The 21,353-nt window shown below is 71.6% G+C and carries 25 protein-coding genes; 6 read left to right on the top strand and 19 right to left on the bottom strand.

Features of this window, described 5'->3' with window-relative positions:
- The gene (locus WMR31_RS04480; RefSeq protein WP_340537572.1) at positions 1 to 429 is read right to left on the bottom strand and encodes a MarR family winged helix-turn-helix transcriptional regulator; all 429 of its coding nucleotides are present in this window, start codon (positions 427 to 429) and stop codon (positions 1 to 3) included.
- Positions 430 to 477: 48 nt separating this feature from the next.
- Between WMR31_RS04480 and WMR31_RS04475 the strand changes: the two genes are divergently transcribed.
- Positions 478 to 1,293 (top strand): SDR family NAD(P)-dependent oxidoreductase, encoded by an 816-nt coding sequence (locus tag WMR31_RS04475; protein ID WP_340537571.1) that lies wholly within the window; start codon positions 478 to 480, stop codon positions 1,291 to 1,293.
- Position 1,294: 1 nt separating this feature from the next.
- Here the strand turns inward: WMR31_RS04475 and WMR31_RS04470 are convergent, their stop codons facing one another.
- The 7 genes from WMR31_RS04470 to moeZ all read right to left on the bottom strand — a co-directional run bounded on the left by WMR31_RS04470 (position 1,295) and on the right by moeZ (position 7,019).
- Positions 1,295 to 1,603, bottom strand: a complete 309-nt coding sequence (locus WMR31_RS04470) for an MGMT family protein (protein ID WP_445321596.1) — start codon at positions 1,601 to 1,603, stop codon at positions 1,295 to 1,297.
- Positions 1,604 to 1,677: 74 nt separating this feature from the next.
- Complete coding sequence (locus WMR31_RS04465; protein ID WP_340537570.1) at positions 1,678 to 2,223, bottom strand: hypothetical protein; 546 nt, start codon at positions 2,221 to 2,223, stop codon at positions 1,678 to 1,680.
- Complete coding sequence (locus WMR31_RS04460) at positions 2,220 to 3,497, bottom strand: DUF58 domain-containing protein (protein ID WP_340537569.1); 1,278 nt, start codon at positions 3,495 to 3,497, stop codon at positions 2,220 to 2,222. The genes WMR31_RS04465 and WMR31_RS04460 overlap by 4 nt, the downstream gene beginning before the upstream one ends.
- A gap of 5 nt (positions 3,498 to 3,502) precedes the next feature.
- On the bottom strand, positions 3,503 to 4,531 hold the full coding sequence (locus tag WMR31_RS04455; RefSeq protein ID WP_340537568.1) for an AAA family ATPase: 1,029 nt from the start codon (positions 4,529 to 4,531) through the stop codon (positions 3,503 to 3,505).
- On the bottom strand, positions 4,531 to 5,010 hold the full coding sequence (locus WMR31_RS04450) for a hypothetical protein (RefSeq protein WP_340537567.1): 480 nt from the start codon (positions 5,008 to 5,010) through the stop codon (positions 4,531 to 4,533). The genes WMR31_RS04455 and WMR31_RS04450 overlap by 1 nt, the downstream gene beginning before the upstream one ends.
- On the bottom strand, positions 5,007 to 5,753 hold the full coding sequence (locus WMR31_RS04445) for a DUF4129 domain-containing protein (RefSeq protein ID WP_340537566.1): 747 nt from the start codon (positions 5,751 to 5,753) through the stop codon (positions 5,007 to 5,009). The genes WMR31_RS04450 and WMR31_RS04445 overlap by 4 nt, the downstream gene beginning before the upstream one ends.
- 57 nt (positions 5,754 to 5,810) lie before the next feature.
- Positions 5,811 to 7,019 carry an adenylyltransferase/sulfurtransferase MoeZ gene (moeZ, locus tag WMR31_RS04440; RefSeq protein WP_340537565.1) on the bottom strand — a complete coding sequence of 403 codons (1,209 nt, stop codon included), beginning with the start codon at positions 7,017 to 7,019 and terminating at the stop codon, positions 5,811 to 5,813.
- Positions 7,020 to 7,188: 169 nt separating this feature from the next.
- On the opposite strand from moeZ, the gene WMR31_RS04435 reads away from it, so the two are divergent.
- Both WMR31_RS04435 and WMR31_RS04430 read left to right on the top strand, forming a co-directional pair.
- Complete coding sequence (locus WMR31_RS04435) at positions 7,189 to 7,821, top strand: TetR/AcrR family transcriptional regulator (RefSeq protein WP_340537564.1); 633 nt, start codon at positions 7,189 to 7,191, stop codon at positions 7,819 to 7,821.
- Positions 7,822 to 7,872: 51 nt separating this feature from the next.
- Positions 7,873 to 8,094 carry a DUF3107 domain-containing protein gene (locus tag WMR31_RS04430; RefSeq protein WP_340537563.1) on the top strand — a complete coding sequence of 74 codons (222 nt, stop codon included), beginning with the start codon at positions 7,873 to 7,875 and terminating at the stop codon, positions 8,092 to 8,094.
- Positions 8,095 to 8,213: 119 nt separating this feature from the next.
- Here WMR31_RS04430 and WMR31_RS04425 read toward each other — a convergent pair whose 3' ends face one another.
- Positions 8,214 to 8,930: a ferritin-like fold-containing protein gene (locus WMR31_RS04425; protein ID WP_340537562.1), complete on the bottom strand. Its 717-nt coding sequence runs from the start codon at positions 8,928 to 8,930 to the stop codon at positions 8,214 to 8,216.
- A 223-nt stretch (positions 8,931 to 9,153) separates the two neighbouring features.
- Between WMR31_RS04425 and WMR31_RS04420 the strand changes: the two genes are divergently transcribed.
- A complete protein-coding gene (locus WMR31_RS04420) occupies positions 9,154 to 10,686 on the top strand; it encodes a DEAD/DEAH box helicase (protein ID WP_445321595.1) in 1,533 nt (510 codons plus the stop codon).
- A gap of 156 nt (positions 10,687 to 10,842) precedes the next feature.
- On the opposite strand, the gene WMR31_RS04415 is transcribed toward WMR31_RS04420, so the two are convergent.
- Together WMR31_RS04415 and WMR31_RS04410 are read right to left on the bottom strand one after the other, a co-directional pair.
- Entirely contained in the window at positions 10,843 to 11,547 is a 705-nt protein-coding gene (locus WMR31_RS04415) for a L,D-transpeptidase (RefSeq protein ID WP_340537560.1), read from the bottom strand.
- A 107-nt stretch (positions 11,548 to 11,654) separates the two neighbouring features.
- Positions 11,655 to 12,434, bottom strand: coding sequence for a ParA family protein (locus WMR31_RS04410; protein WP_340537559.1), 780 nt, complete (start codon positions 12,432 to 12,434; stop codon positions 11,655 to 11,657).
- Positions 12,435 to 12,511: 77 nt separating this feature from the next.
- Here WMR31_RS04410 and WMR31_RS04405 point away from each other — a divergent pair, with 77 nt between their 5' ends.
- A complete protein-coding gene (locus tag WMR31_RS04405) occupies positions 12,512 to 13,303 on the top strand; it encodes an SDR family NAD(P)-dependent oxidoreductase (protein WP_340537558.1) in 792 nt (263 codons plus the stop codon).
- Between the two features lie 61 nt (positions 13,304 to 13,364).
- Here WMR31_RS04405 and WMR31_RS04400 read toward each other — a convergent pair whose 3' ends face one another.
- From WMR31_RS04400 to WMR31_RS04365, 8 genes are all read right to left on the bottom strand, one after another.
- Positions 13,365 to 14,207 (bottom strand): PHP domain-containing protein, encoded by an 843-nt coding sequence (locus WMR31_RS04400; protein ID WP_340537557.1) that lies wholly within the window; start codon positions 14,205 to 14,207, stop codon positions 13,365 to 13,367.
- A 13-nt stretch (positions 14,208 to 14,220) separates the two neighbouring features.
- Positions 14,221 to 14,856 (bottom strand): DUF6758 family protein, encoded by a 636-nt coding sequence (locus WMR31_RS04395; protein ID WP_340537556.1) that lies wholly within the window; start codon positions 14,854 to 14,856, stop codon positions 14,221 to 14,223.
- Between the two features lie 32 nt (positions 14,857 to 14,888).
- The gene (locus WMR31_RS04390; protein WP_340537555.1) at positions 14,889 to 15,452 is read right to left on the bottom strand and encodes a histidine phosphatase family protein; all 564 of its coding nucleotides are present in this window, start codon (positions 15,450 to 15,452) and stop codon (positions 14,889 to 14,891) included.
- 12 nt (positions 15,453 to 15,464) lie between these two features.
- On the bottom strand, positions 15,465 to 15,998 hold the full coding sequence (locus tag WMR31_RS04385; protein WP_340537554.1) for a MaoC family dehydratase: 534 nt from the start codon (positions 15,996 to 15,998) through the stop codon (positions 15,465 to 15,467).
- A gap of 116 nt (positions 15,999 to 16,114) precedes the next feature.
- Positions 16,115 to 16,300: a DUF5302 domain-containing protein gene (locus WMR31_RS04380; protein ID WP_340537553.1), complete on the bottom strand. Its 186-nt coding sequence runs from the start codon at positions 16,298 to 16,300 to the stop codon at positions 16,115 to 16,117.
- Complete coding sequence (locus WMR31_RS04375; protein WP_340537552.1) at positions 16,297 to 17,565, bottom strand: glycosyltransferase family protein; 1,269 nt, start codon at positions 17,563 to 17,565, stop codon at positions 16,297 to 16,299. The genes WMR31_RS04380 and WMR31_RS04375 overlap by 4 nt, the downstream gene beginning before the upstream one ends.
- A gap of 48 nt (positions 17,566 to 17,613) precedes the next feature.
- Positions 17,614 to 18,678 (bottom strand): DUF2332 domain-containing protein, encoded by a 1,065-nt coding sequence (locus tag WMR31_RS04370; protein WP_340537551.1) that lies wholly within the window; start codon positions 18,676 to 18,678, stop codon positions 17,614 to 17,616.
- Positions 18,679 to 18,813: 135 nt separating this feature from the next.
- The gene (locus tag WMR31_RS04365; protein ID WP_340537550.1) at positions 18,814 to 20,013 is read right to left on the bottom strand and encodes an acyl-CoA dehydrogenase family protein; all 1,200 of its coding nucleotides are present in this window, start codon (positions 20,011 to 20,013) and stop codon (positions 18,814 to 18,816) included.
- Between the two features lie 133 nt (positions 20,014 to 20,146).
- Here WMR31_RS04365 and WMR31_RS04360 point away from each other — a divergent pair, with 133 nt between their 5' ends.
- On the top strand, positions 20,147 to 21,250 hold the full coding sequence (locus WMR31_RS04360) for a hypothetical protein (protein ID WP_340537549.1): 1,104 nt from the start codon (positions 20,147 to 20,149) through the stop codon (positions 21,248 to 21,250).
- Positions 21,251 to 21,353: the final 103 nt, after the last annotated feature.

Here is a 21,353-nt window from a genome sequence, read left to right as displayed (position 1 = left end):
TCAGCCGTCGCTCTTGGCGTGTCGCCACAGCACGAGCAGGAGCTCGTGCAGCTCGGCGCGCCGGGTGGCATCGAGCGGGGCGAGGAGGTCGTCCTCGAGTGCCGCGGTGGCCGACGCCAGCTCCGCGGCGAGCGCGGCGCCCGGCCGGGTGAGGGCGATGAGACGCCGCCGGCGGTCGGCCGGGTCGTCGCGCCGCTCGATCAGCCCGCGCTGGTCGAGCGGGTTGAGCACCGGACCCATGTTGCGTGGGTCGACCAGCGCGGCATCGGCAAGGGTGGTCAGCGTGAGTGGGCCGGCCGAGTCGAGGGTCAGCAGGATCGCGTGCTGGTGCGGGGAGAGCCCCCGCTCGGCCAGGGCCGCCGCCCACGACCGGCCGGCGAGGACGCCGAGCTGCGAGAGGAGGAATCCGGCCGAGGAGGTGAAGTCCACGCGACCACCCTACTTGTGAATGTTCATGTGCGATGATATTCATCATCTATGACTATTCTGGTCACCGGTGCCACCAGCGGTATCGGGCTGGCCACCGCGACCGCGCTGGCGGTGACGGGGCATGACGTCGCGGTAGTCGGCCGGACACGGCCGACCGCGGAGCAGGCGGCGGCCCTGATCGCGCGGTCGGCACCCGGGGCGACGGTGTCGGCGTACCCGGCCGACCTCGCAAGGCGCAGCGAGGTGAGAGCGCTCGCGGAGGCCGTCAGGGCCGATCATCGCGACCTCGAGGCACTGGTGCTCTGCGCAGCCGTCGTCGATCCACCCCGGCAGATCACCGATGGCGTAGACACCACCTTGGCCGTCAACCACCTCGCCCCCGCACTGCTGACACAACTGCTCGACCCGGCCCTGGTGGGCGGCCGCATCGTGGCGGTGTCGTCGTCGCAGCACGGGGCGGCAGGTGCCTTCGATCCGACCGTCTTCGAGCCCGACTCGCCCGCCTCGCCGCGGCGCCGCTACGAGGCGACCAAGCTCCTCACCCTGCTCTACGCAACCGGACGCCTCCGAGCGCCCCATGCCGCGCCGATGGAGGTGATCGATCCGGGCTTCGTCCGCACCGGGCTCGGCCGCCATGCCCGCGGCGCCCTCCGTCTCCTGCTCATGCTCACGCGGCCGTTCCAGAGCGCGCCCGAGGTGCCCGCGGGCCTGATCGTCAAACGGCTCGAAGCACGCGACTTCACCGACGGCGGGTACCGCGGCGCCAAGGGCGAGGCGAAGCGGGCGAGGAACGCGCAGGACCCGCTCGCCGCCGAACGCGCCTGGGCCTGGACCCAGCGCCTGCTCGCCGATGCGCAGTGCTGACTCAGCCCCCCGGCTGCCAGTACGCCGCGACCAGGTCGACGGCGGCACCGGACCGTCGCAGGGGGGTTCCCTCCTCCAGGTAGCGCTGCCGGGCCTCCTCGTGATGGCTCGGCGGCAAGGACCCGTCGGCGCGGACCACGCGCCACCACGGCACCGGGCCGCCGTGTCGCGCCATGATCGAGCCGACCTGACGCGGCCCGGTGCCGACGACGTCGGCGATCGAGCCGTAGGTGGTCACCCGACCGCGCGGGACCGACTCGACGATGGTGAGCACGGTCTCCACCAGCTCCTCGGGATCCAGGCGCGCCACGCGTGGCAAGTTATCGGGCAATCGGGCCAACGGGCCAACGGGCCAACGGGCCAACGGGCCAACGGGCCAATGGGCTATTCGAGCGCCGGTCGGCGGGGGAACGCGAAGGCCGCACCGATCGTGGCGAGCAGGACGGCGCTCAGACCGGCCGCCCACAGGCCCGCCGGCGGGGTCCGGCCATCCAGCAGCCGGGCGAGCACCCACATGACCAGCACCACCGCGAGGACTCCTGCCCCGCGCGCGATCCAGCGACGCGCGAGTGCCGGGTCGATCGCGGCATCGCGGGGCGCCGTAGCCGCCAGCATCGCCGCCAGGTGCGCGGCAAGCAGCGCGCCGGCCGCGACGAGCAGCGCCGGATGCAGGGTCGAGCCGGGCACCTTCAGCCACCAGGCGAGCACCACCACGAACACCACGAGCCCGAAGCCGGAGTCGGGATGGGAGGCATGCGCCAGCGCGAGCGCGGCCACCACCACGACGATCACCACCGGGGGGCCATCACCGGCAGGCCACGCCGCGAGTATCGCGACCACCGGGCCCGCCGCGACCAGCGCCCGCAGCGCCTGCTGCGAGCGTGACCAGCGCCCGGGCCGGCGGCGCCGGATGGTCGTACCCACGCTCATGCCGCACCTCCCGGACGACGCCGTGCCAGCCTGCGAAGCACCTCGTCCACCGAGCCGGTGCCCCGCCACGGCACGACCGGGCAGCCGGCCGCGGCGAGCGCGTGCAGCACGTGCTCGCGTTCGAGCACCCGCATCCGCCAGGCGAGGTCGACCAGTCCCGGATCGGCGTCGCCCGGATCGGGCGCCCCACCCTCTGGAGGCAGGGTGTCGATGACGACGACCGGCACCCCTCTCCGGGCGAGGTCGACCGCCGTCGTCGAGATCGCGTCGACGAGCAGGGGCGAGAGCATCGCGACCGTCGCCCCGGCGCCCACCCGGAGCTCGAGTCGGCCCACCTCCTCGTGCGACGAGCCGGTCCGCACCTCGGTGAGAGCACTGAGGAGCCGTCGCAGGTGGTGTTGACCGGCACCCATCGCGACGCCACGGGCCCGACCGCCGATCGGTCGCAGCGCCACCCGGTCTCCGGTGCCGACCGCGTGCTCGGCAAGGGACGCGGCGGCACGCACCGTGAGGTCGAGGCTGCTCTCCGGGCCGTCCACCCCGCCCGAGCGGCCGTGCTCCCCGAAGAGGTCGACCACGAGCAGCAGTCCGGCGTCCTGCTCGGCGCGCGTCGTGGTGACATGGAGATCGCCGGTGCGCACCGAGACCCGCCAGTTGATCCGGCGCAGTCGGTCCCCGGGCTGGAAGGCCCGGATCCCCGAGAGCTCCGTGCCGGTACCCACCTGCTGCGAGCGGTGCGCGCCGACGAGCCCCTTGGGATGAGGTGCCTCGGCCCGGGAGCGATAGGTCGAGCGCGGGATCACCCGCAGGATGCGACCGGGCACGTCCACCGGCCCGCAGCGATATCCGCCCCACGGGCTGAAGCAGCCGACCTCCTCCTCCCCGACCGTGCGAGCGCCCCAGCGGCGCGGGGACACGACGAGCTGGAGCCGGTCGAGATCCTCCCTGCGCACCGAGAGACGTCCGTCGTGCGGGGAGACATCCTCGTAGGCCGTCGGCTTGACCACCCGGGTCACCTGCTCGACGTCGTCACCGTCCGCGACGTGGAGGGTCAGCTCGGCGCCGTGTCCCTCGCGAAGCAGTCCGTGGCCCAGCGACGCCCAGACCCGCGGCGTGCGACGGGGACGCCGCACCACGCCCGCCACGGCGACCAGCAGTGGCCCGAGGGACAGGAGCAGCAGCGCGGGCTCGCCCCACACGACCGCGCCGCCGAGGCCGAGCAGTCCGACGACCACTCCGCGCACCAGCGCCCCGGTGGGCTCCCAGCCAGGCATGGGGGCTACCGCTGCTCGACGGTGCTCGGAGTGGGCACTCGCCTCAGGACCTCGTCGACCACGCTCTCCCCCGTCGCGTCGGTCATCCACAGCTCCGGCTTGACCGAGATCCGGTGCCCCAGAGCGGCCCGGGCGACGACCTTCACGTCCTCGGGCACGACGTAGTCGCGTCCTCTGATGAGCGCGAACCCCCGCGCGGCCAGCGCGAGGCCGAGCGAGCCCCGGGGTGAGGAGCCGATCTGGACGTGCGGGTGGGACCGGGTCTCCGCGGCAAGCGCCACGCAGTAGCGCCCGACGCTCTCATCGACCACGACGGTCTCCACCGTGGCCTGCAGCGCTCGCACGCGTGCGGGGTCGGCGAGCCGGTCGAGCACGATCTCCTCGCGACGACGCCCGATCCGCCGGGCGACGACGTCGTACTCGTGGTCGGCGCTGGGGTAGCCGAAGCCGACGCGGAGGAGGAACCGGTCGAGCTGCGCCTCGGGCAGCGGGTAGGTGCCCTCGTACTCCACCGGGTTCGCGGTCGCGAGCACGCAGAACGGGTCGGGCAGCGCGAACGTCTGTCCCTCGACGGTGACCTGTCGCTCCTGCATGGCCTCCAGGAGGGCGGCCTGGGTCTTGGGAGGGGTGCGGTTGATCTCGTCGGCCAGCAGCAGTCCGGCGAAGACGGGTCCGGGCCGGAACTCGAACTCGGCCCGGCGCTGGTCGTACAGGAAGGAGCCGGTGAGGTCGGCGGGTAACAGGTCGGGGGTGAACTGGGCGCGGGAGAAGTCCAGCCCCAGGACCTGGGCGAAGGATCGCGCGGTGAGGGTCTTCCCCAGACCCGGCAGGTCCTCGATGAGCACGTGTCCCTTGGCGAGGATCGCGGCCAGGACCAGGGTCAAGGCACCACGCTTGCCGACCACCGCGCGCTCCACCTCGTCGAGGACCGCTGTCGCGAGCGTGGACGCCTCGCCGATCGGGAGCGGCGCGACCTCCTGGGGACCATCGGGCGTATCGGGCATCAACGGGTCGGGCATCAGCGGGTCGGGCATCACAGCTCCTCGATCGTGCGGATCAGTCGGTCGATCTCGCGTGGCCTCATTCGCTCGACCGGCCCCTCGGTCGCGGCACACCACTGCTCGCCGATCAGGGCGCGCCCGGCCTCGGAGTCCAGCCGGACGCCGTGGCGGGCTTGGAGGGTCCCGTCGGCGAGGCGGCGGATCCGGTCGCGGAGACCGCGGTCCGGCGTGCGTGCGGACAGATGGTTCTCGAGGTGCCGCAGGTAGTTCTGAGTGCGCGCATCGGCGCCCTCGGCTCCCGACACGGCCGGCGGTAGGGGCGTCCAGACCGCCGGCACCTGGCGCACGGCGTCGAGCACGACGAAGCCGCCGATGCCGACCAGCAGGGTCACCAGGACGACGGGCACGGGGTCTGGGTCGAACTTCATCAGCGCGCACCCGACGGGGACGACGACGGCGGCGGCCGCGATCAGCAGTGCTCTGCGACGCCAGGACCGGCGGCTGGCCGTCATGTCGACCCCCGTGGCTCGGGGGGCGTGGGGAGACGCAGTGTGTCGTGGATCCGACGTAGGAGCTCGAGCGCCCGCCGCCGGTCGGCCTCGTCCATCTCGTGCTCGGAGAAGCGGGCCTCGCGGTACAGGGCGGCGAGCTCGGCCACGGCATGTCCGTCCGCGCTGACGTGGTCGAGGAGTCGCAGCGTGAACTCCGCTGAGGTCTCCCACGGCTCGCGGGTCGCCCCCACCTGCTCGGCGCGGTCCTCGAACCGCTGCCAGCACTCGACGATCCCGTTGCGCGGAGTGCCGACGAACAGCGCGGCCTCCTGCTCGGTGGCGTCCTCGGCGATCGCGGTCACGACGGCCGGCACCAGGTCGACCTCGCCGGCGAGGACCGTGGGCTCCCGGCCACGGAGCCGTAGGTGACGCGTCTGACGCGCCGCGGAGTAGACGGCGACGGTGATGAGGCCGAGGATCAGCAGGGCGGCGCCGGCGAGCACCGCCAGCACGAGCACGACGAGCCAGTCGCTGTTGACGGGCGCCTCGCCGTCGGAGTCCTCAGTCGGCGTCGCCGTCGCAGTGGTCTCGGTCGGCGTCGGCGTCGCGATGGTCCGCCGCTCGGGGTCGAGCCCACTGCCACGGAGCAGCTCGCCCTGGCCTGCGGTCGCAGCCCACAAGGCGACCAGCACGACCACGAGCGTGCCGAGGACCGCCAGGGTCGCCGAGATCCCGGCCCGACGCCGGTCCGCCGTGGCTGCCACGGCGGCAGGCTACCCCGGCCCCGGCGCCTGGCACCGGAGCCGGAGAGCCCGGGTGGGTCAGTAGGTGGGCTGGCTGGGGTCGATCTGGTTGACCCAGGCGACCACGCCGCCGCCGACGTGGACGGCGTCGTCGTAGCCGGCGCCCTTGAGGATCGCGAGGGTCTCGGCCGAGCGGACACCCGACTTGCAGTGCATGACGATCTGGGTGCCGGAGTCGACCGAGGGCAGCTGCTCGAGGGCGGTGCCGTTCAGGAAGTCGCCCTTGGGGATGAGCACCGAGCCGGGGATCTTGTTGATCTCGTACTCGTTGGGCTCGCGAACGTCGACCAGCACGAAGTCGCGGGTGCCCTCCTCGCGCTCCTTGAGCATGTGCTCCAACTGGGTGACCGAGATGGTCGACCCGGCGGCGGCGTCGGCCGCCTCCTCGGAGATGGCGCCACAGAAGGCCTCGTAGTCGATGAGCTCGGTGACGGTGGCGTTGTCGCCGCACAGCGCGCAGTTGGGGTCCTTGCGGACCTTCAGCTTGCGCCACTCCAGCTCCAGGGCGTCGTAGATGACCAGCTTGCCGACGGCGGGGTCACCGATGCCGGTGAGGACCTTGATCGCCTCGTTGACCTGGATCGAGCCGATGCTCGCGCACAGGACGCCGAGGACGCCGCCCTCGGCGCAGCTGGGCACCATTCCCGGCGGCGGGGGCTCGGGGTACAGGCAGCGGTAGCAGGGCGCGTCGGGTCCGCTGGTGGGCCAGAAGACGCTGGCCTGGCCGTCGAAGCGATAGATGGAGCCCCAGACGTAGGGGATGCCGAGGAAATAGGCGGCGTCGTTGACCATGTAGCGGGTGGCGAAGTTGTCGGTGCCGTCGACGATGAGGTCGTAGCCCTCGAAGATGCCCATCACGTTGTCGTTGTCGAGGCGCTCGGGGTGGACGATCACCTCGACGTAGGGGTTGGCCTCGCGGATCGCGTCACGGGCCGACTCGGCCTTGGGGCGCCCGATGTCGGACTGGCCGTGGATGATCTGGCGCTGGAGGTTGGATTCGTCGACCTCGTCGAACTCCGCGATCCCGAGCGTGCCCACGCCGGCCGCGGCCAGGTAGAGCAGCGCCGGGCTGCCCAGGCCGCCGGCTCCGATGACCAGCACCTTGGCGTTCTTGAGCCGCTTCTGACCGGTCATCCCGACGTCGGGGATGATCAGGTGGCGGCTGTAGCGGCGGACCTCGTCGATGGTCAGCTCGTCGGCCGGCTCGACCAGCGCGGGAAGGCTCACGGTTTCACTCCTGAGTCGGTGAAGGTGTCGGTGCACGGATGGTGCGGGTGTTCGCGGTTCGGTGCGACGTGGGGAGAACGTCATCCCCCCTCGCCATTGTTCCCCGACCCGGTGGCACGCCCGGTGCACCGCCCGCTGTGTGACCACCGGGTCCCGATACGCTCAGCGCGTGGCATCGACATCACCCGAGCACGACGGCGCGCGCCCCCGAGGCGGCCGGCTGCCTCGTCGCGAACGGCGCGCCCAGCTGCTGGAGTCCGCGCTCGAGGTGTTCGTGCAGCACGGCTACCACTCCGCGGCGATGGACGACATCGCCGAACGGGCAGGCGTCTCCAAGCCGGTGCTCTACCAGCACTTCCCCGGCAAGCTCGACCTCTACCTCGCGCTGCTCGACAGCTCGTGCGACGCGATCATCGAGAACTGCCGCCAGGCCCTCGAGTCGACCCACGACAACAAGCAGCGCGTCGCCGCGGCGATCACCGCCTTCTACGACTACGTGGGCAGCGACTCCGGCGCCTTCCGCCTCGTCTTCGAGTCCGACCTGACCAACGAGCCGGCCGTGCGTCAGCACGTCGACCGGGTCACCACCGAGTGCGCGGCCCAGATCGCCGAGGTCATCCGCGACGACACCGGCCTGCCCGACCCGGCCGCTCGTCTGCTCGCGGTCTCGCTCGTGGGAATGGCCCAGGTCAGTGCGCGGTTCTGGCTCTCCGAGGCAGGGGGCCTCGATCGCGACCAGGCCACCGCGCTCGTCGCGGGCCTGGCCTGGCGCGGGATCCGGGGCTACCCCCTCACCGACTGATCCACCGGCGTCCACCGCACGTCGTCCAACGAACACAGAAGGAGCCCGACCGTGGAGGTCAAGATCGGCGTCCAGCACTCGCCGCGAGAGATCGTCGTCGAGACCGACGAGACCAGCGAGGCCATCGACAAGACCGTGCGCGAGGCACTGACCGGCGACGGCGTCCTCTCGCTCACCGACAGCAAGGGCCGCGTGGTCATCGTGCCCGCCGCCAAGATCGCCTACGTCGAGATCGGCGGCGGCGTGTCCGGCGCGGTGGGCTTCCGCAGCTGATCGCTGGGGGCGGGATTTCCCCGGTCGACCGGGGAAGTCTGAACTTGGCGGCCGATATCCCGGCCCCCAAGTTCAGGGATCGGCCGCCCAGTGGCGCCTGCGCCGCTAGCGAGGCGGACTCAGCTGTCGAGCCCCAGCTCGGACATGCGATCGGCGTGGCGCTCGGTGAGGCGGGTGAACATCCGGCCGAGGGCGGCCAGGTCGAGGCCGGGGCGGTCGACGCCGCCGGTGAGCAGCGCGGTGAGCGAGTCGCGGTCGGCCGCGATCCGCTGAGCCTGGGTGAGGGCCTCCCCCATCAGACGGCGACCCCACAGCGCCAGGCGCCCGCTGAGCCGGGGATCGACGGCGATGACCTGGCGGACGCGCTCGACGACGAAGGCGGCGTGCCCGCCGTCGTCGTCGAGCGAGGCCACGACGATCTCCCGGGTGATCGGGTCGAGGAAGGCGGCGATCTCGCGGTAGAAGTCGTTGGCGAGTCCGTCGCCGACGAAGGCCTTGACCAGGCCCTCCAGCCAGTCCGAGGGCGCGGTGTGTCGATGGAACTCGTCGATCGCGACCCGGAAGGGCGCCATCGCGGCGTAGGGGTCGCCACCCAGGTCGGCGATGCGGCCGTGCAGGGAGTCGACCTTGCCCAGCTCGGCCGCCGCCATCGTCGCCAGGGCCACCTTGTCCTGCATGGTGGGCGCCAGCTTGGAGTCGTCGGCGAGCCTCTCGAAGGCGCTGATCTCGCCGTAGGAGAGCACGCCGAGCAGGTCGATGACGGCGTCGCGGTAGACCGGGTCGGCGGCCGCCGGGTCCTCGGCAGGACGGCGCGCGGGCTCGCTCGATTCGACCATGCGCGCACCCTATTCGATACAATGGCCGCACGAGCGGGGCCCGCCGCCCGGACACGAGTCCGGATGTGTCTTCCTTCCCGCTCGCGTATGTGCGCGGTTGGCGCCTCCGCCCGGGTTCGGCCCAGGTGACCGTGGCCGGCCGCACAGATTCGACGAGACGATCGCAATCGGTGCAACCGGCCTCCACAGCCGAACACGGCTGCCGGCAGGTCATGACCACCCGATGGAAAGCAGAACATTGACCACCTTCCGAGAGCTCGGGGTGCTCCCCGAGATCTGTGACGCGCTCGAGCGCGCCGGCATCACCACCCCCTTCGCCATCCAGGAGATGACCCTCTCGGTCGCCCTGCTCGGCACCGACCTGATCGGGCAGGCCCGCACCGGCACCGGCAAGACGCTGGCCTTCGGCATCCCCGTCATCCAGCGCAGCATCGCGCCCAAGGACCCCGACTACGCCGAGATCCCGGCCGGAAAGCCGCAGGCGCTCATCGTGGCTCCCACCCGCGAGCTGGCGCTGCAGGTCTCCTCCGACCTCTCGCTGGCCGCGTCCGACCGCGGCATGCGCGTCCTCACCGTCTACGGCGGCGTCGGCTACGAGCCGCAGCTCGAGGCGCTCGAGGCCGGCGTCGACATCGTCGTCGGCACTCCCGGGCGACTCATCGACCTGGCCAACCGCAAGGCCCTCGACCTCTCCCACGTGCACGCCCTCGTGCTCGACGAGGCCGACGAGATGCTCGACCTCGGCTTCCTGCCCGACGTGGAGCGGATCCTCTCGATGACCCCCGAGACCCGCCAGACCATGCTGTTCTCGGCCACGATGCCGGCAGCGATCGTCGCGCTCGCTCGCACGCACATGCGTCACCCGATGAACATCCGCGCCGAGTCGTCCTACGAGAACGCCACGGTCCCGGCCACCGCGCAGTTCATCTACCAGGCCCACGACCTCGACAAGCCCGAGATCATCGGCCGGATCCTTCAGTCCGAGGACGCCGAGAAGTTCATCGTCTTCACCCGCACCAAGCGCCAGGCTCAGCGCGTCGCCGACGATCTGGTCGAGCGCGGCTTCAGCGCCAGCCCGCTGCACGGCGACATGGCCCAGGTGGCGCGCGAGAAGGCGCTGGCCAAGTTCCGCGAGGACAAGATCCGAGTGCTCGTGGCCACCGACGTCGCCGCCCGTGGCATCGACGTGCGCGGCGTCTCCCACGTCATCAACTACACCTGCCCCGAGGACGACAAGACCTACGTGCACCGCATCGGCCGCACCGGTCGCGCCGGCGCCTCGGGCACCGCGATCACCTTCGTCGACTGGGCCGACGTCCACCGCTGGAAGATGATCAACAAGGCTCTCGACCTGCCCTTCGACGAGCCGCAGGAGACCTACTCGACCTCCGAGCACCTCTTCCACGACCAGGGGATCCCCCCGGGCACCAAGGGCCGCATCGTCGAGGCCAAGCCGGCCGAGCGCAAGCCGCGGGAGTCCCGCGAGGCGTCGGGCAGGTCGTCTGGTGGCGACCGTCCGGCCCGTGAGCGGCGGCCACGCAACCGCACCCGCACCCGGTCGGGCAAGTCCGTGTCGGCCGACGCAGGCGCCACGGCCAAGGCGGCTACCGGCGCCGCAGGCAGCGCCGGCGAGCCGACGGGCGAGGTCACGGGGGCTGCGGCTTCGGCCGAGGCGCCCGCGCGCAGTCGCAACCGGCGGCGTCGTCGCCGGGGCGGCTCGGGTGGCTCGGGCACTTCGGGCACCAGCGCCGACTGAGCACTCCCACCGCTCGTGAGGCGCGGTCGGTCGATCCGACACACGGCCAACTCAGAGCCAACCTGACGGGCAGAACCTGAACTTGACGGGCGATATATCGGCCGTCAAGTTCATACTTCCCCGGTCGACCGGGGAAATCCCGGCCCGGCCGGGCGGTCAGACGGTGACGACGACCTTGGTGCCCAGCGGGGCGAAGTCCCAGAGGGCGAGGGCGTCGGGGGTGGCCTGACGGATGCAGCCGTGGGACTGCGGGGTGCCGAGGTCGCCGACGGTCTGGACCCGCTCGCCGTCGTCGACCGGGATGGTGTGGAAGCCGATCGCGGCGCCGGTGTCGCCCTGGGTGAAGCGGACGAACCACTTCATGGTGCCGGAGTCGTCGATGCCGATGGCGTCCTCCGAGCGCGAGTAGACCTCGTAGGTGCCCGGGTGCAGGTTGTCGGTGAGGCTTCCCGAGACCAGGTAGGTACGGCGGATCGCACCATCCGAGCCGACCAGCCAGACCCGCTGCCTGGCCTCGCTGAACACCACGCGCTTGCCCTCCCCGGAGTCCTCCGGCAGGACGGTCGCGGTCTCGTCGACAGTGGGGCCCTGGGAGTCGCCCTCGTCGGACCCGGTGGTCGCGCTGGAGGACGGCTCGGTCGTGGGTAGCGTCGTGGGCTCGGCGGCGGGATTCGAGGTGGGGCCCGAGGTGGAGGGGTCGCGTCGCCCGGACGCCGGCTCGCCGACCGCCTCGGCGACGGTGACCGCGGACTTGTCGTCCGGGCCGGGCTCCGGGTCTCCGTCGGCCGAGGAGGGCAGGACGCCCATCCCGCCGAGCAGTGCGATCGCGCTGGTGGCCACCGACACCCCCAGGATCGCCATCCGGCCTCGCCGCGCCTGGTAGCGCGACGGGGTGCCCCGGTGTCGTCTGACGGGCGGGCCCACCGGCGGGTCGGCCCGGCGCCGCCCGCCCCGGCTGCTGTGACGACTCACGAGGAGCGCTCCGAGCGGGCTACGAGCCCGGCGGCGACCTCACGGTAGGCGGCCGCACCCTTGCTGCTGCGGCTGGTGGCGAGGATCGAGCGGCCGGCGGCGGGAGCCTCGGCGAACTTGATGGTCTTCGGGATCGGCGGCTCGACGACGTCGAGCTCGTAGGTCTCCGAGATCGTCTCCAAGACCGTGCGGGCGTGGTTGGTGCGGCCGTCGTAGAGGGTGGGCAGCACGCCCCACACCTCCAGCTCGCGGTTGGTGAAGCGCCGGACGTCGTGGACGGTGTCGAGCAGCTGCCCGACCCCGCGGTGCGACAGGGTCTCGCACTGCAACGGGATCAGCACGCCGTCGGCGGCGGTGAGGGCTGCGACGGTGAGCACACCGAGCGAGGGCGGGCAGTCGAGCAGGATCCAGTCGTACTCGGCCCCACGCTCGGCGAGGTCCTCCAGCATGGAGCGCAGGACGTGCTCGCGGCCGGTACGGGTGAGCAGGTCGGCCTCGGCGCGGGCCAGCTCGATGGTGGCCGGCAGCACGTCGACGCCGTCGTCGGTCTCGAGCACCACCTCGGTGGGGTCCAGGCTCTTGGTGAGCACGTGGTGCACCGACAGGTCGAGGTCCTCGGGATCGATGCCGAGGGAGAAGGTCAGGCACGCCTGCGGGTCGAGGTCGACCAGCAGGACCGAGTGGCCGAGCTCGGCGAGCGCTGCCCCGATGGAGGCGACGCTGGTCGTCTTGGCGACGCCGCCCTTCTGGTTGGCGATCGCGAGGGTCGTGGTCATCGGGCTCCATCATGCCCGATCCGGATGCCCGCGCCGCGCAAGGCGACCCGGCGTGGCCACCTGAGACGATGCGTGCCATGTCGACCACCCAGCCGCCCGCCGCCCCCTCCGCCGGGCGCCCCACCGCACTGATCACCGGCGCCACCGCCGGCATCGGACACTCCTTCGCCACCCACCTGGCCCGCGACGGCTACGACCTGGTGATCGTGGCTCGCGACGGCGACCGCCTGGACCAGGTGGCAGCGCAGCTGGGTCGCGACCACGGCGTCGAGGTCGAGACGCTCGTCGCCGATCTCACGGTGCCCGAGCAGCTGGCGCTGGTCGAGGCCCGCGTCGCCGACGTCGATCGCCCGGTCGACCTGCTGGTCAACAACGCCGGGTTCGGGCTGAAGAAGCGTTTCCTGGACAACCCGGTGGACGCGGAGGTCGAGATGCTCGAGGTCCTCGTCACCGCCGTCCTGCGGCTCACCCATGCGGCGCTCGGCGCGATGACGGCGCGCGGCAGCGGCGGCATCATCAACGTCTCGAGCGTGGCCGCGTTCCTGCCGCGAGGCACCTACGCGGCCGCGAAGGCGTGGGTGAACAGCTTCACCGAGTGGGCGGCCAACGAGTACCGCTCGCGGGGCGTCACGGTGATGTGCCTGTGCCCCGGGTTCACCAAGACCGAGTTCCACGAGCGGATGCAGGTCAAGCGCGGCACCGGGCCGATGTGGCTCGACGTCGACTTCCTGGTGGAGAAGGCCCTCAAGGACTTCGCGAAGGGTCGCACGTACTCGATCCCGGGCGCCCAGTACAAGGTGATCACGAGCCTCACGAAAGTGATCCCGAGCCGTGCCCTGCAGGCCTATCAGTCGATCGGCCGCAAGTGAGCTAGATGACTAACTTCAAGGCCTCGCGCGCGCCCTCGCACGATCCCTTGGGATTACTCATCTAGGCGGGCCCCTCGGCGGCCCGGTCGAGGAGTCGCTCGTACTCAGCGACGGCGGTCGTGTGGCAGCCGAGCTCGTGATCGACCTTGCCCGTGCCGTGATGGTCGCTGGAGCCGGTGACGATCAGCCCGAGGTCGCCGGCCAGCCCACGCAGCTCGGCCCGGGCGTCGTCGTCGTGGTCCTGGTGGTCGACCTCGAGGCCGCCCAGGCCGAGCGCGGCCAGGGCCGCGATCTCCTCGGGCGGCAACGCGGAGCGGCGCCCCCTCCCCCACGGGTGCGCCAGCACACTGACCGCACCGGCGTCGGCGACCGTGGCGATCATGTCGGTGAGCCGGGCGGCGTAACGGTCGACGTAGCCGGGACGCCCTTCGTCGAGGTAGCGAGCGAACGCCTCGTCGCGGCTGGCGACGATCCCCTTGCGGACCATCGCGTCGGCGACGTGGGGCCTGCCGATGACGGTGTCGGCGCTCAGCTCGCCCGCGACGTCGTCCACGGTGAGGTCGAGGCCCAGCCCCTGGAGCACGGCCACCATCGCCGGCGCGCGGCTGTCGCGACCCTCGACGATGCGGTCGAGCTCCCGACGCAGACCCGGGTGGGCAGGATCGGGAAGGTAGGCGAGCAGATGCACGCCGGAGCCTCGGTGCCGGGTGCTGATCTCGATACCGCGGACCAGCTCGATGCCGGCTGCTTCGGCCGCGTCGGCCGCCTCCTCCCATCCGGCCGTCGTGTCGTGATCGGTGAGCGCGACGACGTCGAGCCCGGCCGCGCGCGCGGCGCGCATCAGCTCGCGTGGGCTCTGGGTGCCGTCGCTGACCCGGGAATGGGTGTGGAGGTCGATGCGCACAGGGAGAAACTACTCACCACGACGGCGCGGGCCCTCCGAACGGCAGCTCGACGAGCGCCGGCCCGACCTGGGAGGCGTCGCGGAGGATCCAGTCGGCCTGGAGAAGCAGGATCGCCGAGGCCGGCCGCAGCACCAGCCACAGCCATCGCCCCTCGGCCTCCCCGGCGACCACGGAGCGATCCCACTCGGCGTCCTCGGAGCTGGTCGACACCGGCCACAGCGGCACCAACTGACGTCCGATGCGCACCCGGACGGCCGGCGCCCCGCCGCCGATCTCGGCGCCCGGGTCGCGCGCCACCAGCCCGGCTACGCGGGCGCCGAAGCCGGTGCCCGGCTCCTCGGCGATCACCGCGACGTCGACCGGCCCGTCGAGCTCGCTGGGACCGGATGCGCAGGTCATCGTCGCGCGGGGCCGCTGCGGCGCCGCACCGATCCCGGCGAAGTCGGTGACGCTCCAGCCGGGGCTGAGCGGCCACGGCAGGTAGGTCGGCATCGTCTCGGCGCGAAGCAGGTGCTCGGCGAAGTCGTCGTAGGTGGGCGCGGTCGTGCGCCACATCGGCTCGATCGCGGCGTGGGTGGCGCAGATCCATCCCTGCGCGGACTCCGTGACCGGGGCCGCGCACTGGGGACACCCCACTGCGAGCGACATGCCGTCCACGGTCGCGGGACGGCAGGGCCGCGTCAAGAGTTCCAGCGGATGACGACCGGGCTGTCGCGCTCGTAGCCGAGCACCGAGATCGTGGCGGTGTCGAGGCGGAACAGCCGGCCGTCGCTCACCGGGAGTCCGAGCCAGCGTGCGGTGAGCGCACGCAGCGAGTGCCCGTGGGCGAAGGCGAGGACCGGGCCGTCGGTGGCGCGGACCGCAGCGATCACCCGGTCCAGCCGCGCGGTGACCTGGGCCGCCGTCTCACCACCGGGCGTCGGTCCGATCCAGATCGTCCAGTCGGGGACCTGCTCGCGGATGGTGGCGGTGGTCAGGCCCTCGTAGTCGCCGTAGTCCCACTCCACGAGGTCGTCGTCGAGGGTGGCATCGGGGAAGCCGGCGAGCTCGGCGGTACGCCGCGCGCGCAGACGCGGACTGGTGAGGACCAGCGCGGGGTCGAGGTGGGCGAGCCGGTCGCGCAGGGCGCGCGCGTCGTCCTCGCCCTCAGGAAGCAGGGGCAGGTCCGTTACCGAGGTATGCCGCCCCGCCCGGCTCCACTCGGTGGGACCGTGCCGGACGATCCAGAGCTCGCTGCCGGTCACCTCCGACGCCCCTCAGGCGTCCTGACGGCCGGGCCAGAAGCGGTCCGGGACCGGCTCGGGACGACCGGGCTGCTCGCCGCCGCGGGCGTCGAGGTAGCTCTGCTTGGGGACCATCACCTTGCGACGGAAGATGCACACGACGGTGCCGTCCTGCTTGTAGCCGATGGTCTCGACGTACACGACGCCGCGGTCGTCCTTGCTGGTGCTCTCGGTCTTGTCGAGCACCGTGGTCTCGCCGTACAGCGTGTCTCCGTGGAACGTCGGGGCGACGTGACGCAGCGACTCGACCTCGAGGTTGGCGATCGCCTTGCCCGAGATGTCGGCGACCGACATGCCGAGCAGGATCGAGTAGACGTAGTTGCCCACCACCACGTTCTTGCCGAACTGCGTGGTCTCCTCGGCGTAGTGGCTGTCGAGGTGCAGCGGGTGGTGGTTCATGGTGAGCAGGCAGAACAGATGGTCGTCGTACTCGGTGACCGTCTTGCCGGGCCAGTGCTTGTAGGTGGCACCGACCTCGAACTCCTCATACGTCCGTCCGAACTGCACAGGAACACTCCTCCTCGGGAACCGTGGCTACCCACTGGTAGACGAGGACGAGTCTCGCAGGTCGCGAGCAGGGACCCCGATGGTGTCCAGACCTGAGGAACCTGGAGGCGGTGAGCTCAGGACCCTCCGCCGCCGGCCTTGCGCCGGTGCATCTTGGGTGCGTTGTCGTTGACCTCCGAGCCGTGCGCCTTCTCGTGGACCGGTCCGTCGGTGTGTACGCCCTTCTCCTTGGTGTTCTTGCGGTCGAGGGCCTCGCGCATCTTGGCCTTGAGATCCTCGTTGTTCGAACCCGAAGAATTCATGCCCTCCACTGTGGCATGCGGTCCAGAAGCCGTCGACCGCTTTTCAGCCTCGCCCGGACGGCGCCGGTCGAGTCCTCGCCCGACCCGGCGTCCTCGTCGTCCTCGCCGTCGGCCCCCTCGCCGTCGGTCTCCTCGCCCTCGGCCTCGCCCCGACGCTCCCTCGGCCCGAGCGGCACGACGGGCTTGGTGGCGATGTAGTCGAGGATCTCGGCCGCCGCGCCGACGGGCGTGCCGGTGGCCTCCAGCAGGTCGCGCAGGACGTCGTAGCCGCCCTCGTGGTCGTGGATGGTGAGCGTCGCCCGCGGATGCTCGGCCGCGGCGGCAAGGAGTCTCTCGAAGGCCGCGAGGCCCTCGGCCGGCACCGCCTGCGGCCGGTGGGTGCCCCCCTCGGGATGCACCTCGACCAGCAGCCCCAGGTCGTTCAGGGTGTCGAAGTCCTCCAGGGTGGTCAGGTCGTAGATCCGCCGGATGTAGCGCTCGCGCACCTCGTCGGGGATCCGCAGCCGCGACAGTGTCTTCAGCGCGCGGACGACGGGGATCCGGCTGGTGCGGTAGACGGCGCGCGACTTCGAGGACGCCAGGGTCATCCACTTGCGCGCGAACTCCTCGGAGGTCGCTGAGTCGTAGTGGAGCATCCGCAGCCCGGGGTCGACCACGCCCTTGACGAACCTGCCCTTGCCGCTCTTGACCACGTGCAGGCCCATCCGCAGGTCGGTGCGGACGCGGACCCCTCGCTTGCCGCGGACATGGCCGTGGAAGTAGGCCTTGTTGTTCGGCTCCGGGATCAGCCCGAGCACGCGCAGCACGTTGGCCTCACCGTCGGTGAGCAGCCGCTTGAAGTGGGTGATCCGGCCGTCGGGCCACGACTCGCGCGACACAGCCTCGAGCGGGTCGAGCTTGAGCGTGCGGGCGCTCTCCGGAAGCGCGTCGACGACGTCGCGGTCGATGAGGGCGACCTCGTCGCCGTCGATGTGGACGATCCACTCCGCCCACTCGAAGGGCGCGAGAAGCACCCGGGTGAGGTTGGCGGCGGTGCGCTGGCGGACGTTGAGGTCGTCCGAGCGCCACTCGCCCCACCAGCCGCGCCCGGTGGGCACATGGGTGACGTGCGGGTGGGCGTCCAGGATCGCCTCGGCCTCCGCGCCGGTCTGCTCGGTGAACACCACGAGGTGGTCGATGCCGTTGGCGAGGTTGCGCTCGATGTAGCGCGCGACGTTCGTGGGGGAATCCTTCACCGTGCTGACGGCGAGGACGAGGCCGGTCATGCGGCCGATCCAATCATGGCCGCCCACGCCGATCGGGATCCGAGCGCCTCAGGCGCGCGTGTCCTCCCATTCCAGTGGCGGGCCGTGCGGGTGGCTGCGCCCGAGGAACCTCCGGACCTCGCCGCGACCGGGCCAGGTCTCCAGCACCAGCCAGAACTCGTGCCGCGACTCCGGCGTGCGCCGGGTCGGCTCGAGGAACAGGTGCACGAACGGCTGGTCGCCGGTGGCGCTCGCGCCGAGCTCGTCGATGCGGGCGCGGACGGCGTCCTGCTCGGTGCGGTCGAGGTACTGCCACATGATGCTGTGCCACAGCACCGTCACGGTGCCCGCCTCGAGCCGAAGATCCTCGACGACGTCGAGGGCACGCGCGCGGCGCACGTCGACCGGATGCTCGGCAGCGATCGCCAAGGCTCCCCGCAGCCGCTCGTGGCGGTGCACCTGGTCAGGCCACACATAGGCGGTGAGGGTCAGCCGCCCCTCCTCGGTGGCGACGTCGATCGGCATCACGTCGCTGCCCTGCCTCGAGACGACGTCCGGCCAGGGCGCGTCGGTGGGCACCGCCCCGGTCCACGCGTCCTCGATGAGCACCGGAGCGTCGGCCGGCCCGGCCTCGCCACCGTCGCGGGCGCGGTAGCGGAACCGGTCGGCGAGCAGGTTGAGACCGCCCGAGGAGCCCAGCTCGACCAGCCGCACCGGCAGTCCGGGCCACAGCCGGCTCACCTCGAGCAGCCCGCCCATCAGCGCTGCGGAGCGACCGACCTCGTTGGTCTGCGGGGGCCGGTCCAGCCAGGCGCGGACGTCGTCGGGTCGGGCGGCCAGCAGGTCGCGGACGGCCTCCCATCCGGCGTCGGCCTCCCAGGTGCCGCCGACGCTCGGGTAGAAGCGCGCCACCTCGGGCGCGCTCCCCTCGAGCACGAGCCGGTGGATCGAGCCCGCCAGGCGGAGCGCGAGCCCGGAGGGACCGGGGTCGTCCTCGTGCCCGGCCAGTACGGCCGCGGTGGGGCCGCCCGCCACGACGTCGTCGGCCGCCCGGTCCAGCAGGTCGGCATACATCTGGGAGCCCAGCAGGTCGCAGGCATGCGCCTGGGAGCGCAGGGCGGTCTCGAGATCCACCGACCGATCGTCCCACCGCGCTCCGCTCGCGCCTCGGGGTGGTGGGTCCGAGACGACGATAGTCCCGGGACTTCGGGTTGCGATCTCACCCGGAGAGCAACCCAAAGTCCCGGGACTATCCGGAACTGCGACGACTCAGCGCTTGGCCGGGTAGTCCTTGAGGAGCGAGCGGCCGATGATCATCTTCTGGATGTCGCTGGTGCCCTCGCCGATGAGCATGAAGGCGGCCTCGCGGTACAGACGCTCGATCTCGTACTCCTTGGAGTAGCCGTAACCGCCGTGGATGCGGAAGGAGTCCTCGACGACCTCGTTGCAGTACTCCGCGGCGAGCATCTTGGCCATGCCGGCCTCGACGTCGTTGCGCTGGCCGGAGTCCTTCTGGCGGGCGGCGCGGACCATCATCGCGTGGGCGGTCTCCACCTTGGTGGCCATCTCCGCGAGACGGAAGAGGATCGCCTGGTGCTCCGCGATCGGCTTGCCGAACGTCTCGCGCTGCTGGGCGTAGTCGATGCCGAGCTCGAAGGCGCGGTTGGCGATGCCGCAGGCGCGGGCCGCGACGTTCACGCGGCCGACCTCGACGCCGTCCATCATCTGGTAGAAGCCCTTGCCGGGCTCGCCGCCGAGGATCTGGTCGGCGCCGATCCGGTGGCCCTCGAAGACGGCCTCGGTGGTGTCGACCCCCTTGTAGCCCATCTTGTCGATCTTGCCGGGGATGGTGACGCCTTGGGCGGTCTCCCCGAAGCCGGGCTCCTTCTCCACCAGGAAGGTCGTCATGTTCTTGTAGACGCTGTCGGAGCCCTCGTCGGTCTTCACCAGGACGGCGACCAGGTTCGACGTGCCGCCGTTGGTGAGCCACATCTTCTGGCCGTCGATCGTGTAGCCGCCGTCGTCGTTCTTGGTGGCCTTGGTCTTGATCGCGGAGACGTCGGAGCCCAGGCCGGGCTCGGACATCGAGAACGCGCCGCGGATCTCACCGGTGGCCATCCGCGGCAGGTACTTGCGCTTCTGCTCCTCGGTGCCGTGCTGCATCAGCATGTAGGCCACGATGAAGTGGGTGTTGATGACGCCCGACACGCTCATCCAGCCACGGGCGATCTCCTCCACGCACAGGGCGTAGGTGAGCAGCGACTCCCCCAGCCCGTCGTACTCCTCGGGGATCATCAGACCGAAGATCCCCAGCTCCTTGAGACCGTCGACGATCTCCTGCGGGTACTCGTCGGCGTGCTCGAGCTCGGTGGCCACCGGCAGGATCTTCTCGTCGACGAAGACCCGTACGGCCTTGAGGATCTCGGTCTGGTCCTCGGTCAGTCCGTCGGTCTGGCACAGTCGGGGCATCCCTGGAGGTCTCCTTGCGGCTCGGCGTCCACGCGGTTAATGAACGGTCACCGCAATCTACCTACGTCGGCGCCGCAGCGGCCGAGCACCTACCACGTGAGACGACGGCGCCGGCGCCCGTAAGGTACGGCGCATGGCGCGCCGGGACCTCATCCTCCACATCGGCGCGAGCAAGACCGGTACCTCGGCGCTGCAACGCGGGCTCTTCGACTCCGCCGCGCAACTCGCCGCCGTCGGCGTCGGGCTCCCCTACCTGAGCCGTGAGGAGTCGCTGCGCGGCATCTTGCGGCCGTTCGGCTGGCGTACGGCCCACGGCTTCGCCGAGCCGCCCGACGAGGAGCGGATCGCCCGGATCGGGAAGCGGCTGCGAGCCACCCGCGGCGACCGGCTGCTGGTCACCAACGAGGACCTCTGCGAGGCAGAGTCCGAGCTCATCGAGCGGATCGTCGCGCTGGCCGACGGCGCCGGCCTCGACACCCGGGTCGTCCTCAGCGTGCGGTTGCTCACCTCGGTGGTGCCCTCGGAGTGGCAGCAGTTCCTCAAACACCGGATGACCCTCGACTACCCGACCTTCCTCGACCGGCTGCAGGCCCGCGACGGGCCGTGGGCCGAGCACTTCTGGCAGCGCCAGGACGTCGCCGCCACGCTCGAGCGCTGGGGGTCGGTCGTCGGACCCGACCGGCTCGACGTCGTCGTCACGCCCGAGCGCGCGGTCGACCCCGACGGTCTCTATCGGCACTTCGGCGACCTGATCGGCTTCGACCCGGCGGTGATGAGCTGGCCTACCGACGACATCAACGCCTCGTGGGGCTACACCGAGGCCGAGGTCTACCGCCGGGTGAACCTCGCCCTGGGCAATCGGCTGGCCAACTACGAGCGCGACTACGTGCCCGGCCTGCGCACCTGGCTGATCCGCGGCGCCCTCAAGCGCGGCGCCAGCGCGCGGATCACCGTGCCGCCGGACGCCGTCGACTGGCTGCGCGAGGTCGCCCGCGGCCACGTCGCGATGGTCCGGTCGGCGGGCATCCGCGTGCGCGGCGACCTCGACTCCCTCGTCCCGCCCCCCGACGCCGGCCGCCCGCTGCCGGAGCTGCGCGACGACGAGCTGGCCGCCGCCGCCGTCCAGGCGCTCGCCGACTTCGCGGTGATGCAACGCCGCGCCCGCCGTCGCGAGGAGGCCGGCGAGGACCCGGCGCTGCGACGCAGCGCGGGCAAGGCCCGACGCAGCGGCACCTGAATCCGGGTCGGTGTTTCTTTCTCGCCGAGTCGGCGCTCGCGCTAAGCAGAAGTGCCGGGTCGGCGTTTCTTTTTCGCCGAGTCGGCGTTTGTACTAAGCAGAA

The organism is Nocardioides epinepheli, from assembly GCF_037936805.1.
Classification (GTDB): domain Bacteria; phylum Actinomycetota; class Actinomycetes; order Propionibacteriales; family Nocardioidaceae; genus Nocardioides.
Note: the sequence above shows the minus strand (reverse complement) of the source record. Positions and strands in the feature narration are given on the sequence as shown.